The following is a 16,873-nucleotide window of genomic DNA, read 5'->3' on the forward strand; positions in this document are numbered from 1 at the left end:
GCCGCTGAGATGCGGAAGCTTTATTTGTAATTGAGAAGCCAGCCGGGCTGCCTGCTATACTTTTAATATGGGCGGCTATTCTTTGCTGCCTTTATTGAAGTTTAGCTATAATGCTTGCCGCCACATCATGCCAGACCTGTTCATCTTCCTGGTATGCCGCTTTCATCTTTTTAAACATGATGCCTTGTTTTTCTTTGAAGTCTTCACTGTCGGCTGATGGAAGCTTGGCCCGTTCATTGTCGACAAAGGCCTGAACGGTCTCTGCCCGCGGGCCCCATACAGCCTTTTCCTGTCCGTCTCCATCGATGAAGATAAAAATAGGAATTGAACGTGCCGTTCCATTGGTTAAATACTGATCCATCAGCTCAAGATTTTCATCCCGCAGAATGAACCTTGTCTCCATATCCGTCTCTCTTGCTATATGCATAAGGATCGGAATATTAAGCATCGCATCCCCGCACCAGTCCTCTGTCAGGACAATCACTTTTAATCCGTTTCCCTTCACATTCCCCAGCTTGGCCTTTTCCTCTTCTGTAAGAGAAAACTTATTTTCTATGCTTTCCATCTCCTGCTTATTAACACTCATACCTTCCACATATTCAGAGAAGGTCAGTCCCTTCGCAAACCAGTCTTTCAATTCCATACAAGCACTTCCTTTCCTATCAATATTGATTAATTGGCTATTGCATCTCTTATTTATTCCCTGCGAATACAGTACAATCCTTTTTTTGCCGGACTTTGCCGCATTTCATCCTTTCCTGGGAAATAAAGAGGAAGTTTGTCTAAACAGACCAGCAAATTTCCCCATAATAAATAGAAACCGCTGGATTTCCCCAGCGGCTTATTCTCTATCGTTTTGTTATTTCCTGCATCAGCAGCTTGTTGATCATTTGGGGATTAGCCTGTCCCTTGGAGGCTTTCATGATCTGCCCGACCAGGAACCCGGTTGCTTTTTGTTTGCCTGCCTTGAAGTCATCGATCGATTGCGGATTTGCATCAAGTGCATCTGTCACATATTGAAGGAGCGCTCCTTCGTCAGAAATCTGGACGAGGCCCTTCTCCTTGACGATGGCTTCCGCGGTCCCGCCATTTTCGATGAGCTCCTTGAAGACCTTTTTAGCGATTTTGCTGGAGATTGTCCCGTTTTCAATCAGCTTGATCATCCCGGCCAGGTTCTCCGGTGTCAGCTTTACATCAGCCAGCTCTTTCTGCTCCGCATTCAAGTAGGCAGACACTTCACCCATCAGCCAATTTGATGCCTGCTTGGCGTCCGCTCCTGCTTCGACCGCTGCCTCGAAGAAGTCAGCTGTCTCCTTTGTTACCGTCAGAACTGCAGCATCATAAGCAGGGAGGCCAAGCTCTTCTACATAACGCTTTTGCCTCGCGTCCGGCAGCTCCGGAATCTCGGCACGGATCCGGTCCTTCCACTCCTGGTCAATGTAAATATCCGTCAGATCAGGTTCAGGGAAATAGCGGTAATCATCAGAACCCTCTTTTACACGCATAAGCAGGGTCGTATTAGTAGACTCGTCATAACGGCGGGTTTCCTGCTGGATCGTACCTCCGGCAAGAAGCACCTCCTCCTGGCGCTTTGCTTCATACTCAATCCCTTTTCTGACAAAGTTGAAAGAGTTCAGATTTTTCAGCTCGGTCTTGGTGCCGAATTCCTCCTGGCCAACTGGCCTGATGGAAATATTCGCATCACATCTGAGCGATCCTTCTTCCATTTTACAATCAGAAACACCCGTATATTGAATAATGCTTTTCAGTTTTTCGAGATAAGCATAGGCTTCATTGGCTGTCCTGATATCAGGCTCTGACACGATTTCAATCAGCGGGGTTCCCTGGCGGTTGTAATCGCAGAGGGAATAGCCTTTTTCATGATTCAGCTTGCCGGCATCCTCTTCCAGATGGATCCGGGTGATTCCGATTTTTTTCTTATATCCGTCTACTTCTATTTCAATCCAGCCATGCTCACCAATCGGCTTATCAAACTGTGAGATCTGATAGGCCTTTGGATTATCCGGATAAAAATAGTTTTTGCGGTCAAATTTCGTTACATCAGCAATTTGGCAATTCAGCGCCATGCTCGCTTTCATCCCGTAATCGACCACTTTCCGGTTAAGCACCGGCAGCACGCCGGGATAGCCGAGTTCCACAACGCTTGTGTTTGTATTGGGTTCCGCCCCGAAATGGTTCGGGCTCGCGGAAAAGATTTTCGAATCTGTTTTTAATTCAACATGGACCTCAAGTCCAATAACCGTTTCATAGTTCATGTCTGTTTCCCCCTTACAGTCCCGGCTTTTGCTTATGGAAGTCAGTTGCCTGCTCAAAGGCATGGGCTGTTCTGTAGATCGTGCTCTCGTCAAAATACTTGCCGATGATCTGCAGTCCGAGCGGCATGCCATTCGAATATCCGCACGGAACCGAAATGGCAGGCGCACCTGCCAGGTTAACAGGGATAGTTAATATATCATTGGCATACATAGTCAGCGGATCGTCTATATTCTCCCCGATATTGAATGCCGGAGTCGGCGCTGTAGGCCCGATGATGACATCATAAGATTGAAATACCTCTTCGAAATCCTTTTTAATTAAAGTGCGGACCTTTTGTGCTTTTTTATAATAAGCGTCATAATAGCCTGAGCTTAAGGCGAAGGTTCCGAGCATGATCCTTCTTTTCACCTCATCGCCGAAGCCCTGGGCGCGCGACTTTTTGTAAAGCTCCATCAATGTTTCAGCATCCGGAGAGCGGTAGCCGTACCTGACACCGTCAAAGCGGGCAAGGTTGGCGGACGCTTCTGATGATGAAAGCAGATAATAGGCAGCCAGAGCATACTTGGAATGCGGGAGGGATACTTCTTCCCATACAGCTCCCAGATTCTCCAGCACCTTAAGCGCATCGAGGACTGACTGGCGGACTTCTTCATCCACACCTTCAGCAAGGTACTCTTTTGGCACAGCGATTCGCAGACCCTTCACATCTCCGGTCAGGGCGCCGGCGTAATGATCGACAGGAACATCTGCTGAGGTAGAGTCATTCGGGTCCAGACCGGAAATCGCCTGAAGAAGGTAAGCATTATCTTCAACATTCCTGGTTATTGGGCCGATCTGATCAAGGGATGAGGCAAACGCAACAAGACCGAACCGGGAAACACGCCCATAGGTAGGCTTTAACCCAACCACTCCGCAATAGGAAGCAGGCTGTCTGATGGATCCCCCTGTATCTGACCCAAGGGCAAAAGGCACTTCCCCTGCTGCGACCGCTGCAGCCGAGCCGCCTGAAGAGCCGCCTGGCACTTTCTCAAGATTCCATGGATTGCGGACATTTCCGAATCCTGAATTCTCGTTTGAGGAACCCATCGCGAATTCATCCATATTCAGTTTTCCAATCGTGATGGTCTCGGCATTATGTAAATGATCCATAACAGTCGCATTATAGATCGGGTCGAAATCTTCGAGGATCTTGCTGGCACTGGTGGTTCTCAGTCCCTTCGTGACAATATTATCTTTAATGCCGATCGGCATGCCAAAAAGGAGGCCCTTCGATTCTTCCGTGCCCAGCCTTTCGTCTAAGCACTTTGCCTGCCGCCGTGCTTCTTCCTCATTCAAGGTCAGGAATGCCCCCACTTGGCTGTCTACTTCCCCAATCCGCTTAAAAGACTGCTCAACCAGATCAGATACGGAAATTTCTTTTTTATGTAAAAGTTCATGGAGCTCTGAAACTTTATGATCAAACAAACTCATTTGTCTTCCCCCTATTCCAGTATGGATGGCACCTTAATTTGCCCATCCTGGTGGTCCGGCGCGTTTTTCAGCACTTCCTCCTGCGGCAGCCCTTTTTTCGCGATATCTTCCCGGAATACATTCTTGATATCCAGTACATGGGAAGTTGGCTCAACCTTCTCTGTATCAAGTTCACTAAGCTGCTCTGCAAAAGAAAGCATTTTTTCCAGCTCTTTTTGCATCCGCGCTGCTTCCTCATCCGAAATCTCCAAACGTGCCAGGTGGGCTACATGCCTGACCTGATCTTCTGATATTCTAGACATCTCTGTCACCTCCAAATATTTTAAAAATGCTATAAGTATAGATAGAATCATATCAGACTCCAGCGCTTTAAAGCAATTGCCGAAAGTAGTGGAATATATGGCGGCCGCAGTGAAAAGCTAAGGCGCCTGGATATCCCAGACGCCTTTACCCTTGTTCTAAATATTGCATTCATCCGGTTTCATCCTGTACCTTCCTGTCCGGATGACTTGGACACTCCGCGGCTGCTCGCATAGCGGCCGGCGATGCAAAGAAAAATCAGGACCGGTACAGTAAGCAGACCTGTTGCAAATAATCCGGCCTGGATGGAAATCGAAAACGCGATCCAGCCAACAAGCGGCCCCCCTGCAATCTGTCCGATTGCATCAAGCTGTCCGAACAGTGAAAGCATGGTGGCCCTTCCCTTTGGCTCAAGCATTTGATTAAGCCAGATGCTGTAAAGCGGGCTGTTAAGGCCTCTCAGTGTAAAACTGGCCCAATAAGAGGCAAGGGCAAGCCAAAGCTCCCCGCTAAGCGCAAAAATCAGTGTGCTGGCCGCGAGAGCTCCGTTCACGAGGAGCAGCAGGCGGACATATGTCTGCTCCCCTTCCCCATTCAGCCTCCTGCTGATCCACTCGACCACCCCGATATTCAGAAGCAATGCAATCCCATTGATCAATCCGAACCAGAGAACTGCAGAGCTCCCGGCAAGCTGAATATCCTCCAGAAAATGGGCAGCCCACAGCCTGTCGAAACCTTCGCTTGCGAGCCCCCACATAAGGGCAATGCCAGCCATGCCGGCAAGAACCGGATGGCCCTTCACTGTCCTGTATCCTTTGTGTATGGCTCCGGCAAGCTGCCGGAGCTGGGATGATTCTTCACGCTCCAGCTTTTCAAATCGTTCTTCAGGCATCCGAAACCAGAGCCAGACAGCCAATATAATGAAAGAACCGCCCGCAATCAGAATCGCTGCCTGAACTGAAAAGAGCATGGATATAGTCATGCTTGCTATGATACCGGCAATTTTGCCAATAGAGGCAATCTGCGATCCTTTTAGAAAAACCTTATCAAGACCTTTTCCTTCCACTTCGTCGGCAATCCATGCTTCTTCCGCACCGCTGAGAAATGTGTAGCCCAGGCCCCAGACAGCATAAGCTGATGCGATTCCCCAAAATGCAGGCACTGCCCCCTCCAGAAGATGGGCCAGTCCGAGCAGGATCGTTCCTATGATAACGGATTTCTTTCTGCTGACATGATCGGCTATGACTCCTGTCGGCACTTCAAACAGCACAATGGACAATTCCATAATCGTCCCGATCAGGACAAGCTGGAGCGGATTAAGCCCAGCCTCCACAACAAAATAAATCGCATTTACGGTAAAAATGACTTGAAATAAAAATGCCCGAATTCCCGTCAGCCTATAATATACTTTTTTTGCCTCCATTGCCCTTCCTCCGCTTCTCCTTCTTAATAAAAACTAAGAAAGTCTGAAACGGAGATCTCGTGACAAGCTCCCCGTCCCAGACTAGGAAACAAGCACCTTGATTGTCATATTGAACTCCTCCTTGTATGCTGGCATTTGCTGCCTGATAAAACTATTATACGGGCTGAATCCAATAAGGCACACCTGTTTTTTTACAATTCCTTCTATTCATTTTTTTCAGTTATAATAGAAGGTGAATCCATTTAAGGAGAGGTTTTAGATGAAGCTATTTCGATTTGATTCAGCCGGCAAAGAGGTTTCAAAATTTGGCAGCCTGAACAGCTATTATTCTCTTTTATCCAGAGAAATCACGGTTACGGTAGGCTGCATGCATCTGAAGGAGGACAGCGTCCTTGGCATGCATCCTGCGGCCTGCCCGCAGCTTTTCTTGATTGTTTCGGGGGAGGGCTGGGTAAGGATTGCAGATGGAGAGCGAATAGCTGTAGGTCCTGGAACGGCTGTTTTCTGGGAAGATGGGGAAGAACATGAATCCGGCTCTGCTCTTGGCATGACCGCCTTTATTATTGAAGGCCCCGGACTTGAGCCTTCTTCGCAGCTTCAGCCTCTCTGAAGAACAAAAGCGCAAGCACCTTGATCACCCTTAAGGAACGCAGACTAGGAACGCCGCGTCCTGTGGCAACGTCTGCATGGCCAGCTTCCTGGGGGCCTTAAGACGAACCTCCCGGAAAGGCGTTCTTTGCCTTTTTGGGAGGTTTAGCTTGTGAACTTGGCGCAGCTGCTGGACGTGGATCAAGGATTGATAATATTCCACAAGACTTACAATTTTTAAATTTCCTGCACAATAAGGAAGCCCGCTCTGTTAATCCGGGCGGGCTGTTCCTTCCAGAAGAGGCTCGTACATCATAATGGCATGGTTCTCTGTTACATATTCGTCTTCATAAAGCCTTCCCTGCCGGTTATAGGACCTGCGGAAGATTTCATTATGGCGGACATATCCGCCCCAGTATGCAGGCGTGATGGCATGGCTCCGTTCATACACCATATACGTGTATAAAGGCTCTGAAACTGTCCGCCACTCGCCGCATAAATACTCATCCGTCAGATACAGGATCAGCTGATAAGGCTCTTCAGTATGATTGGTAATTTGCAGGTCCAGATAATTATAGGCACATGTGGCGCCGCTCCCAAACGGCTGGGTGCGGTTTGAGTCCGGGAATACATCATAGCTGTGGCGGTGCCTTTCTGTCACTGTCAGCGGAGTATGCAGTGTCATCCAATAAATCAGATTGGAAAGCTGGCAGAGACCTCCCCCCGTTCCCATCTTAAAGCTGCCGCAATGAAGAATCATGCCGGGCTGGTATCCTTTTCTGGCAGTCGGCCTGCCTATAAGCTTCCAGTAGCTGAATGTTTCCCCGGGATAAATGACAATCGAGTTCAGACGCTCAACCGCAATTTTCAGGTTTTTGATTTTATTATATTGATAGGCCATGTCTACGTCCTTCAGCTTTCTGAGAAGGGGGGTCTGGTGCCTGAACACCGGATATGGCAGAGCGGCTGCTTCTTTTTTGCTGCTGTATGTACGGGCTTCTGCCAGCCAGCGGCCATATCTTTTCCAGGTGTAAAACCACGTGCCGGCTCTAATTCTTAAGTCTGAACGTTTTTTGGGGCGCAATTCGGCAATATTCATCCATGACACCTCGCTTAAAAATAAATCAAAAGGGATAGCATTCATATGGGGTCTGTTCATTTCCGTTCCAGGCACTTCGCTTTCCGCGGGGCGACGCTGAGCCTCCTCACGCTGCGCGCTGCGGGGTCTCAGCATTGCCGCTGCTATCCCACAGGAGTCTACGTGCCTTCCACTCCAATAAACAGAGGCTCCTAAACTATTACTTTCTTAACCAAAAATAGAGTATGAATGTCTCCATTCCATGAAAGACTCAAGGATGTATTCCCAAGGAGGATATAAAAATGATCAGAACAGCTTCAAAAGCAATCATTATACAGAATGGCTGCCTGCTTGCCATCAAGATGCATGACAGCGGGGAGGATTTCTATGTCCTTCCGGGGGGCGGCCAGGAAAACGGTGAAAATCTGCATGCCAATCTGCAGCGCGAATGCCTGGAAGAAATCGGCGTACCTGTCGAGATCGGCAGCCTGCTGTTTGTACGTGATTATATCGGCAGCAATCATGGTTATGAACCCCACGCAGGACAGCATCAAGTAGAATTCTTTTTTGCCTGCTGCATCCAGGACGGAGGCTCTCCGGCATCAGGAAGCATCCCGGATAAAAATCAGGTTGGAATTGAATGGCTTCCCCTAAAAGAATTGGCAGACTGCCCTTTATTTCCTGCCCCCATCAGGGAGCTGATCATCAGGCATGCAGATGGTGAAACAGGGCTGCCTGTTTATATGGGGGATGTCAATTGACTGAAGAAATAGTTTTGGAAAATACTTCTTAATTTTAACATAAAATGCTGAGGACCATCGGCCTCAGCATTCTTTAATTACCTTTGAAAAATTTCTTCAAAAAACCAGCCACTCCCTTTTTTGCCTTTTTCTCAGGAGCTTCCTTTCCAGCCTTGTCACTGCTGATATAAATCTCTTCCTTATCTATCGCATGATCATAAGCAAGGACAAGACCGATTTCCGTATTGTGCTCTTTGTTTGTAACAATGGTATATTCGACTCCGAATTTTGACGCGAGCTTAATATACTTGGACAGATAAGAGTAATTCATGTTCCCGTTTAAGTATAGATGGGCAGACGGGTTCTCCTTCAGCGCAGCTTCAACCTCACGGTGCGTCCCTTCCCTTCTGACTTGGGGCTGGGTGAGTGCAATCACAACCCGCTCCCTGATCGTTCCGAGGAATTTTCTTCGTTCATCCGGTTTTGTCTGCTTCTGCCCATACATTCCCTGCTTCACATAATCATCCACATTTTGGGGCATCTCCACACCTCCTCTAGTATGAGCCTACTATTATGTATGTAAATTTGTCTAAGATTGTGATGCTCCTCTTTTTACTATTCCTTTTCCCGGATAAAAAAAACCCTCCTTTGCCCAAGGAGGGAAATCAAAATGCTATTGGGACACCGTAAACTGATCTTCCTCAGTCGAACCCTTTAGCGCAGTTGTTGAGGATGTGCCTCCGGAAACAACCATGGAAACCTGGTCAAAATAGCCTGTGCCCACCTCGCGCTGATGGCGGGTGGCCGTATAGCCGAATTCCTCGCTGGCGAATTCTCTTTGCTGCAGCTCGGAATAGGCAGCCATCCCCCTGTCTTTATAGCCCCGTGCCAGTTCAAACATGCTGTGGTTCAAAGCATGGAATCCTGCCAGTGTGACAAATTGGAATTTATAGCCCATGCTGCCGAGCTCTTTTTGGAATTTCGCTATTGTTTCATCATCCAGCTTTTTCTTCCAGTTGAATGAAGGTGAGCAGTTGTAGGCAAGCAATTTTCCCGGGAACCTTTCATGGATGGCTTCTGCAAACCTTCTCGCCTCCTCCAGATCCGGTTCGGATGTCTCACACCAAATCAAATCCGCGTAAGGGGCATAGGCAAGCCCGCGGGCGATGGCCTGATCAAGCCCTGCCCTGGTCCGGAAAAAGCCTTCCGGTGTCCTCTCACCCATGATGAACGGGTGATCATATGGATCAACATCACTTGTGATCAAATCAGCCGCATTGGCATCTGTCCGTGCCACCAGCACAGTCGGGACATCCATTACATCTGCCGCCAGCCTGGCAGCGATCAGATTTTTTACAGCTGTCTGTGTCGGCAGGAGCACCTTTCCGCCAAGATGGCCGCATTTCTTTTCTGAGGAAAGCTGGTCTTCAAAATGGACACCAGCCGCTCCTGCCTCAATCATCCCTTTCATCAGCTCAAATACATTCAGCTGCCCCCCGAAGCCGGCTTCTGCATCGGCAACAATCGGGGCAAACCAGTCAATAGAATGGTCACCTTCGCTGTGTGTAATCTGATCAGCCCGCTGCAGCGCCTGATTGATCCGTTTGACCACCTGCGGAACACTGTTGGCAGGATAAAGGCTTTGATCAGGGTACATATGGCCTGAAAGATTGGCATCTGCCGCCACCTGCCATCCGCTCAAATAAATCGCCTTCAGACCCGCTTTTACCTGCTGGACCGCCTGATTGCCTGTCAGTGCTCCCAGTGCATTCACAAAATCTTCCTCATGAACCAGATTCCACAGCTTATCGGCGCCCCTTCTGGCCAATGTGTGTTCAATTTGAACCGTCCCTCGGAGCCTTAATACATCCTCCGCAGAATAAGGACGCTCAATTCCCTTCCACCGATCCTCCATTTCCCACTTCTCCTGAATTGCTGCAGCTGTGTTAGTAACCACTCCAACTCCTCCTTTATGTTATAATACAGATAATTATTTACATTTTGTATTATATAACAGCTGTCGGGAGATTGAAAAGAGTTTTTGTTAAATTTTCTGAAACTTTCCGCAAAAAAAAAGCTGATGAGAGATCTCATCAGCTTTTTTCCCGTTTATTCCCGATCGCTCTCTACTGCTTCTTCAAATTCTTCCCTGATCACCTTGTCCGGCTGATTGCCGATAAGGCTGAAGATTATAATGGCCAGAAGAGCGAGGAAGAAGCCAGGGACAATTTCATACAGCTCAAACGGGATGATTTCTTTATCAGTCAGCTGTTTCCAGACGACCACCGTGATGGCACCGGTAAGCATACCTGCAAGAGCGCCGTTGCGTGTCATACGTTTCCAATACAGGGACAAAAGAACAACCGGACCGAATGCAGCGCCGAATCCGCCCCATGCATAGCTGACCAGATCGAGGATCGAAGCCCCTCCGTTTTTCGGATTGCCGGTATAAGCCAGTAGAATTGCAATCAATGCAATGACGATGACACCGATGCGCCCGACCCAGACAAGCTCTTTATCACTCGCATTTTTGCGGATGATGCCTTTATAAAAGTCCTCCGCCAAAGCACTCGATGATACAAGCAGCTGGGAATCAATCGTACTCATGATGGCTGACAGGATTGCAGCCAGCAGGATGCCTGATACCCATGGATTAAACAGAATATCGGCGAAGAAAATGAATACCTTTTCGCTATTATCCACGTCTCCCTGGATCAGGGGGTTTTCCGCAAATGACGGAATTCCTACAAGACCGACCAAAATGGCGCCGATAATGGAAATGGTCATCCAGGACATCCCATAAAAACGTGCTTTAGGAATTTCCTTTGTAGATCTGATGGCCATAAATCGGGTAATGATATGCGGCTGACCGAAATAGCCAAGCCCCCAAGCCATCAGAGAAACGATTCCCAGGCCTGACATCGTATCAATTGGATCCAGATAAGACGGATCGATGGACCGGACTGTATCAATCGTTTCTCCCCACCCGCCAAGCTTTGCGAAAGCCACAATCGGTACAATCACAAGTGCCAGGAACATCAGAAGGCCCTGGAAAAAGTCAGTCCAGCTGACAGCCAGGAAGCCGCCAAGGAAAGTATAGGAAATGATGACAATCGCCCCAATCAGCAGAGCTGTATTATACGTCATCCCAAAGGTCTCCTGGAAAAGCAGGGCTCCTCCTACCAGACCCGATGAAGCATAAAAGGTGAAAAAGATTAATATGACGAGAGCGGATATAACACGGAGAAGCCGTGATCCATCCTTAAAGCGGTTTTCGAAAAAGTCGGGGACTGTGATGGAGTCATTCGCAACCTCCGTATAGGCACGCAGCCTGGAAGCAACAAATTTCCAGTTGAGATAAGCACCAATAATTAAGCCTACACACATCCAAATAGAATCAAGTCCTGTTGTATAAGCAAGGCCCGGGAGTCCAAGCAGCAGCCAGGAGCTCATATCAGAAGCACCAGCACTAAGGGCCGTCACTCCAGGCCCAAGGCTTCTACCTCCGAGAACATAGTCAGACAGATTGCTTGTCAGTTTATAAGAAATAAGTCCAATTGCAAGCATTCCAATTAAATACACAATAAAAGTAATTAACGTAGCCGTTTCCATTGTTTTAAAGCATTCTCCTTTCCATAACTAAGATATTTAAATACGAGCATCATTTTCTATGCAGTATTTCTGCAACCTTATGCAGGGATCATCATTTGAAAAAATACTGAAAGAAAACAATCCTCACTCCCGCCGTTTAACAGCCGTTAATAAGCTTAACACAGATACATAATCAGAACAGGGAGAAAATTCAGTTTTCCGTAATGCCTTTTATATTTATTCACTAAATCTGCATATATAATTAAGAAAACGGTTATACACGAGTATCTATTCATCTAAATTTATAAAATTAAGTCATCATTTTCTCTGGAATATAAAAAAGCAGGCCATAATAGCCTGCCATTCAATAGATGAATTTTTTCAATCAAAAGAGGATGCCTTTGCCTTTTCAAACTCTTCTTCAATTTCCTTATCCGGTGAAGAAGATGCCAGACTGAAAATAATAATGGCTGCAGTACATACCAGAAAGCCAGGAACAATTTCATATAAATCAAAGATGCCGCCCTTCAATTTTTCCCAAATGACAACAGTGGCAGCTCCGGAAATAAGCCCTGCGAGTGCCCCATTCCTTGTCATTCGCTTCCAGAAAAGCGACAGGATAATCACTGGACCGAATGCCGCGCCAAATCCGCCCCACGCATAGCTCACAAGATCAAGGACAGAGCTTTCCGGGTTCATGGCAAGAATGATGGCAATCAGGGCAATCACAATGACCGAGATCCTGCCGACCCATACAAGCTCCTTTTCTCCGGCTCCCTTCCTGAAGACTGCCTTATAGAAATCTTCGGCCACAGCACTTGAGGACACAAGCAGCTGGGAATCAATTGTACTCATAATCGCTGAAAGGATCGCAGCAAGAAGAATGCCAGAGATCCAAGGATTGAAAAGCAGAGAGCTAAAATCCATAAAGACGGTTTCCGAATCCTTTAACGGCGTATCCGCAAAATAAGCAATGCCTGCAAAACCAGTAAATATAGCACCAAACAGCCCTGCAATCATCCATACCATCCCGATCAGCCTTGCCATCGGAACATCCCTGGTTGATCTCAATGCCATAAAACGGGTGATGATATGCGGCTGCCCAAAGTAACCGAGGCCCCAGGCCATTGAAGATATGATCCCGATTGCAGTAGTGCCGGCAAAAACATCCAGGCCGTCCGGCTTAATGCTTCCCACCTTATCAACAGCCTCACTCCATCCGCCGACTTCGCTGATGGCCGCTATCGGGACAATGAGAAGAGCAATGAACATCAGGATTCCCTGCACAAAGTCAGTCCAGCTTACTGCGAGAAAGCCGCCAAGGAAAGTATAGGAAATGATGACAATGGCTCCGATCCACAAGGCTGCTTCATACTGCAGACCAAAGGAATTTTCAAACAGCTTGCCTCCTGCCACCATTCCTGATGAAGCATAAAAGGTAAAAAATAATAAAATAACAAATGCAGAAATCACCCTCAGCACTTTTGAATGGTCCCTGAAGCGATTCTCAAGATAATCAGGAATCGTAATGGAATTTCGTGAAACCTCTGTATAGGCCCTCAGCCTTCTTGCAACAAACTGCCAGTTCAAATAAGCGCCTGCAGATAGGCCGATGCAGATCCAGACAGCAGAAAATCCTGAAACATAGGCCGCGCCCGGCAATCCCAGGAGAAGCCAGCCGCTCATGTCAGAGGCCCCGGCGCTTAGCGCTGCTACACCCGGCCCCAGGCTCCTCCCGCCTAAAACATAATCAGACAGATTGCTGGTCATCCGGTAAAAAAACAGGCCAATTGCCAGCATCCCGGCCAAATAGACAATAAAAGTAACCAATGTAGCCGTAGACATCATCTTTCCATTCTCCTCTCCGTAAAATACGTAACGATAGAAAGCAAAATCAATGCCGGCATCGGCACAAACAGCCAGAAAATCGTCATCCCGCTCAAGCCCATCTCCCGTCACCTCCATTTTTTTAGTAAAAGCCTCTTCATCAAACGATTGATTAATTCCTGTTCCACCCTCCTACCAAGCGGCTTTAAGAGGGTAAAACTAATAAAATTATACACAATTAATTTAATAGTATAAATATTAAGATAAAAACATGACTATCCTACTAGAAGAGCGCATGCGCCTTGATCACCCTTAGGAACGCAGACTAAGAACGCCACGTCCTGCTGCAACGTCTGCATGACCCGCATCCTGGGGCCTCAAGTCGAACCTCCCGGAAAGGCGTTCTTTGCCTTCTTGAGAGGTTCGTCTTGTGACCTCGAGGGGGTAGTCGCTGGAGCTGGACGTTGATCAAGAAATACTAATCATCCACAAGAATTACAATTTATAAATTCCTTAACAAGCACAAAAAGCCCGCATCCCATATTGGGATGCGGGCATGTCCGGCAGTCCGGATTAGTACATTTCAGAAGTTGTCTTCGCCTGCATATGCAGAAGGATATAATCAGGTCCTCCAGCTTTTGAATCTGTACCAGACATGTTGAAACCGCCGAATGGCTGGTATCCAACGATTGCTCCTGTACAGCCGCGGTTGAAATACAGATTCCCGACATGGAAATCTTCGCGCGCTTTCTGGATGTTTTCACGGTTCGTAGTGATGACCGCACCTGTTAAGCCGTACTCTGTATTATTGGCAATTTCCAATGCATGGTCAAAGTCTTTAGCCTTTGTAAAGCCTACAACCGGACCAAAGATTTCTTCCTGCATCAAACGTGCATCAGGAGCAAGGTCAGCGAACACAGTCGGTTTGATGAAGTAGCCTTTAGAGCTGTCCCCTTCTCCGCCTGTCATCAGCTTGCCTTCTTCTTTGCCGATTTCAACATAGCTCATAATCTTGTCAAATGCATTCTGGTCGATAACAGGACCCATGAAATTGCTCTTGTCTTCCGGGTTGCCCTGTGTCAGATCATTTGTCAGCTCAACCACGCGGTTAAGCACTTGATCGTACACATCCTCTACCACCACTGCGCGTGAGCAGGCTGAGCATTTCTGACCGGAGAAACCGAATGCGGAAGCAACGATTGACTGTGCAGCAAGCTCAAGATCTGCCTCTTTGTCAACAACAATTGTATCTTTTCCGCCCATTTCCGCAATCACGCGCTTCAGCCAGATCTGGCCATCATTCAACTTAGATGCACGTTCATTGATGCGCAGACCAACATCACGTGATCCTGTGAATGAAATAAAGCGAGTGTCCTTATGGTCAACCAGATAGTCGCCCACTTCTGCACCGCTTCCAGGTACAAAGTTCAGGACGCCCTTCGGAAGGCCTGCCTGTTCCATGACTTCAACGAATTTCGCTGCAACCACAGGAGTAGTTGAAGCCGGCTTCAGCAGTACAGTGTTTCCGGCAACAATCGCAGCCACAGTCGTACCAGCCATGATGGCAAGCGGGAAGTTCCAAGGTGAAATAACGATGCCCACGCCCAATGGAATATAATCATAGCGGTTATATTCATTCGGACGGCTGTTCACTGGCATGCCGTCTTTCACTTTCAGAGCTTGACGTGCATAGTACTCAAGGAAGTCAATTGCTTCCGCTGTATCTGCATCAGCCTCATTCCAAGGCTTGCCCGCTTCCTTTGTCAGCAAAGCAGAGAACTCATGCTTGCGGCGGCGGATAATCGCTGCTGCCTTGAAAAGCACATCAGCACGCGTCTCAGGCTTCACTTTTCTCCAAGTCTTAAAAGCTTCAACAGCGGCCTGCATTGCCTGCTCGGCATGCTCCTGCGTCGCCTTTGATACACGGCCGATCACTTCTTCTTTATTAGAAGGATTATAGGAAACTATTTTATCTTCAGTCGACACGCGCTCTCCGCCAATCAGCAGATCATAATCCTGGCCAAGATAGCCCTCAACAGTCTTTAATCCCTGCAGGTAGCCCTCGCGCTCTTCTTCAACAGAAAAATTAGTAAAAGGTTCATGCTTGTAAGGTTGTACCATTTATAACGCCTCCTATGTACTAAAACGTTTACATCCAGGTTCCATTTTAACATGACTTTCTATTTATCTCCAACATTCTGAGAAATGTTTATTTTTCCAAAAGTTCTGCAGGTTGTTATTTTAATATATAAATCCTTCCCTTTGTTTTTCCTTCTGGCTGTACATGATGGAGCAGCCGCCCTGCCAGCTGCAGGGATGAAACCTGCAAAAAATGCCTGGCCTCTCCGTTTGTAATTGCCGGCCCTATTAATAAGCGATAATCATCCAAAGCAGGCAAATGGCAATCCGCAGCTTTGAAATGGCATTGGGGACATAACCATGTTCCATGTGACCTTCCCATCGGAAGAGCTTGGCAGGATGGACAAAATACACCTGTAATAAGCTCAGCTTTCCTAATATCATATTGTTCAAGGATATCTGCATTTAGAGGGGTATGTTTCTTGAGGATCAGGCGGCTTAGCTTCTTCCATTGTTTATCATCCAGGCAGCTCTCTCTCTGGTTTAATTCAAGCTTCTTTATTTTAGCCGAAAGTGCTTCGCTATGAAGAATGATTTTGGAGATCGATTCGTTTTTGGGGCTTGTCTTCAATAGAGTGTATGGGCTGCTTATGACTATGAGGGATTCAATAGGAATGGGGGGATAGTTCTGCTTCCTGAGCCAGCTGGCCATGAGGGATTTATGTCGCTGAATCTGGATAAGCGGGTCAGGAAATGCTTCCTCCTTCTCGTTTTGCGTCCGGATCAGCTGCTGAAACACGGGATCAAAATACAAGGTTCCAGCCATATTCTTAACTTCAATAGTGACGATGAACTCTTTGGATAAGAGGAGGAAATCCATTTGGAAAAAATGCTCCTTTTCCTGCAGACGGATATCATGGAAAATTAAATACTTATCTTCCGGAAGAAAACCGAGCTGGTACTCTACCGAAAGCTCTCCTCTGTAACCGGCAAGCCCCTTCGCCAATTTTTCCTGGATAAGCTGGTATTTGGGGTGGCTTTGCGGCAGTCGCCGGTGAAGGGCCTGCAGCTTTTGCAGTTTTAAAGGCATTTCTATTTTTTTTAGAATCATAGGAAGCTCCTTTCTTATTTTCTAGTATTTATATACTTGGTTTGGGGGTGGAAATCCTGTTTTTATTGGGAAATTTGTTTGAGCTTTTGGAGAGGGGGGGGCAGGCGACCAGGAGGAGCAGCATATGAGTCATTCTCGGGAGTGGTTGGGCGGCTGGCGGGGCAGTTTGTATTACGGGGGCTTTTTTTGTAAATTAAATGAGCTTTTTTCTATAATTGCCTATTTTTCAGGCGATTTTTACATAAATGAGCCAGCGCGGACTTGCCAAGCTCTCTATTGGCTTATCAGCTCGTTTTGAAGTGAGGTCGAAGAGAGCTTTTTCATCATTTTAAGGCTTAATCTACCGAATCGGGTCTTTTTTCTACCGATTCGCAGAATAATTTCATTAA

Annotated in this window: 14 protein-coding genes; 2 read left to right on the forward strand and 12 right to left on the reverse strand. The window is 47.3% G+C overall.

The features are described 5' to 3' along the window. Positions 1-91 precede the first annotated feature (91 nt). The 5 genes from ABU165_RS11340 to ABU165_RS11360 form a co-directional block, all read right to left on the reverse strand. Positions 92-643 (reverse strand): thioredoxin family protein, encoded by a 552-nt coding sequence (locus ABU165_RS11340; RefSeq protein ID WP_318060661.1) that lies wholly within the window; start codon positions 641-643, stop codon positions 92-94. Positions 644-848: 205 nt separating this feature from the next. After that, positions 849-2,276, reverse strand: coding sequence for an Asp-tRNA(Asn)/Glu-tRNA(Gln) amidotransferase subunit GatB (gene gatB, locus ABU165_RS11345; protein WP_009792534.1), 1,428 nt, complete (start codon positions 2,274-2,276; stop codon positions 849-851). 13 nt (positions 2,277-2,289) lie between these two features. Then, the gene (gene gatA, locus ABU165_RS11350; RefSeq protein ID WP_318060662.1) at positions 2,290-3,747 is read right to left on the reverse strand and encodes an Asp-tRNA(Asn)/Glu-tRNA(Gln) amidotransferase subunit GatA; all 1,458 of its coding nucleotides are present in this window, start codon (positions 3,745-3,747) and stop codon (positions 2,290-2,292) included. An 11-nt stretch (positions 3,748-3,758) separates the two neighbouring features. Further along, positions 3,759-4,049, reverse strand: coding sequence for an Asp-tRNA(Asn)/Glu-tRNA(Gln) amidotransferase subunit GatC (gene gatC / locus ABU165_RS11355; RefSeq protein ID WP_094769552.1), 291 nt, complete (start codon positions 4,047-4,049; stop codon positions 3,759-3,761). A 179-nt stretch (positions 4,050-4,228) separates the two neighbouring features. Next, complete coding sequence (locus ABU165_RS11360; RefSeq protein WP_318060663.1) at positions 4,229-5,470, reverse strand: MFS transporter; 1,242 nt, start codon at positions 5,468-5,470, stop codon at positions 4,229-4,231. Positions 5,471-5,729: 259 nt separating this feature from the next. On the opposite strand from ABU165_RS11360, the gene ABU165_RS11365 reads away from it, so the two are divergent. After that, complete coding sequence (locus ABU165_RS11365) at positions 5,730-6,080, forward strand: cupin domain-containing protein (protein WP_318060664.1); 351 nt, start codon at positions 5,730-5,732, stop codon at positions 6,078-6,080. A gap of 249 nt (positions 6,081-6,329) precedes the next feature. On the opposite strand, the gene ABU165_RS11370 is transcribed toward ABU165_RS11365, so the two are convergent. Next, complete coding sequence (locus ABU165_RS11370; RefSeq protein ID WP_224952058.1) at positions 6,330-7,157, reverse strand: VanW family protein; 828 nt, start codon at positions 7,155-7,157, stop codon at positions 6,330-6,332. Positions 7,158-7,438: 281 nt separating this feature from the next. Between ABU165_RS11370 and ABU165_RS11375 the strand changes: the two genes are divergently transcribed. After that, positions 7,439-7,897 (forward strand): NUDIX domain-containing protein, encoded by a 459-nt coding sequence (locus ABU165_RS11375; protein WP_009792541.1) that lies wholly within the window; start codon positions 7,439-7,441, stop codon positions 7,895-7,897. A 73-nt stretch (positions 7,898-7,970) separates the two neighbouring features. Here the strand turns inward: ABU165_RS11375 and ABU165_RS11380 are convergent, their stop codons facing one another. The 6 genes from ABU165_RS11380 to ABU165_RS11405 form a co-directional block, all read right to left on the reverse strand. Further along, positions 7,971-8,417, reverse strand: a complete 447-nt coding sequence (locus ABU165_RS11380) for a YueI family protein (RefSeq protein WP_094769548.1) — start codon at positions 8,415-8,417, stop codon at positions 7,971-7,973. A 132-nt stretch (positions 8,418-8,549) separates the two neighbouring features. After that, a complete protein-coding gene (gene aceA, locus ABU165_RS11385) occupies positions 8,550-9,833 on the reverse strand; it encodes an isocitrate lyase (protein WP_094769547.1) in 1,284 nt (427 codons plus the stop codon). Positions 9,834-9,985: 152 nt separating this feature from the next. After that, on the reverse strand, positions 9,986-11,488 hold the full coding sequence (putP, locus tag ABU165_RS11390; protein WP_318060665.1) for a sodium/proline symporter PutP: 1,503 nt from the start codon (positions 11,486-11,488) through the stop codon (positions 9,986-9,988). A gap of 360 nt (positions 11,489-11,848) precedes the next feature. Further along, positions 11,849-13,312, reverse strand: a complete 1,464-nt coding sequence (gene putP, locus ABU165_RS11395; RefSeq protein ID WP_094769571.1) for a sodium/proline symporter PutP — start codon at positions 13,310-13,312, stop codon at positions 11,849-11,851. A gap of 555 nt (positions 13,313-13,867) precedes the next feature. Then, the gene (gene pruA / locus ABU165_RS11400; protein WP_009792546.1) at positions 13,868-15,415 is read right to left on the reverse strand and encodes an L-glutamate gamma-semialdehyde dehydrogenase; all 1,548 of its coding nucleotides are present in this window, start codon (positions 15,413-15,415) and stop codon (positions 13,868-13,870) included. 115 nt (positions 15,416-15,530) lie between these two features. Beyond that, positions 15,531-16,484 (reverse strand): nuclease-related domain-containing protein, encoded by a 954-nt coding sequence (locus ABU165_RS11405; RefSeq protein ID WP_318060666.1) that lies wholly within the window; start codon positions 16,482-16,484, stop codon positions 15,531-15,533. Between the last annotated feature and the right edge of the window lie 389 nt (positions 16,485-16,873).

It is taken from the genome of Cytobacillus sp. T106 (assembly GCF_040492155.1).
Taxonomy (GTDB): domain Bacteria; phylum Bacillota; class Bacilli; order Bacillales; family Cytobacillaceae; genus Bacillus_AB; species Bacillus_AB infantis.

Coding starts and splice junctions, on each gene's coding strand:
- gatA (WP_318060662.1), bottom strand. CDS start 3,747: ATGAGTTTGTTTGATCATAAAGTTTCAGAGCTCCATGAACTTTTACAT.
- ABU165_RS11375 (WP_009792541.1), top strand. CDS start 7,439: ATGATCAGAACAGCTTCAAAAGCAATCATTATACAGAATGGCTGCCTG.
- putP (WP_318060665.1), bottom strand. CDS start 11,488: ATGGAAACGGCTACGTTAATTACTTTTATTGTGTATTTAATTGGAATG.
- gatC (WP_094769552.1), bottom strand. CDS start 4,049: ATGTCTAGAATATCAGAAGATCAGGTCAGGCATGTAGCCCACCTGGCA.
- putP (WP_094769571.1), bottom strand. CDS start 13,312: ATGTCTACGGCTACATTGGTTACTTTTATTGTCTATTTGGCCGGGATG.
- ABU165_RS11365 (WP_318060664.1), top strand. CDS start 5,730: ATGAAGCTATTTCGATTTGATTCAGCCGGCAAAGAGGTTTCAAAATTT.
- ABU165_RS11360 (WP_318060663.1), bottom strand. CDS start 5,470: ATGGAGGCAAAAAAAGTATATTATAGGCTGACGGGAATTCGGGCATTT.
- ABU165_RS11370 (WP_224952058.1), bottom strand. CDS start 7,157: ATGAATATTGCCGAATTGCGCCCCAAAAAACGTTCAGACTTAAGAATT.
- ABU165_RS11405 (WP_318060666.1), bottom strand. CDS start 16,484: ATGATTCTAAAAAAAATAGAAATGCCTTTAAAACTGCAAAAGCTGCAG.
- ABU165_RS11340 (WP_318060661.1), bottom strand. CDS start 643: ATGGAATTGAAAGACTGGTTTGCGAAGGGACTGACCTTCTCTGAATAT.
- ABU165_RS11380 (WP_094769548.1), bottom strand. CDS start 8,417: ATGCCCCAAAATGTGGATGATTATGTGAAGCAGGGAATGTATGGGCAG.
- gatB (WP_009792534.1), bottom strand. CDS start 2,276: ATGAACTATGAAACGGTTATTGGACTTGAGGTCCATGTTGAATTAAAA.
- pruA (WP_009792546.1), bottom strand. CDS start 15,415: ATGGTACAACCTTACAAGCATGAACCTTTTACTAATTTTTCTGTTGAA.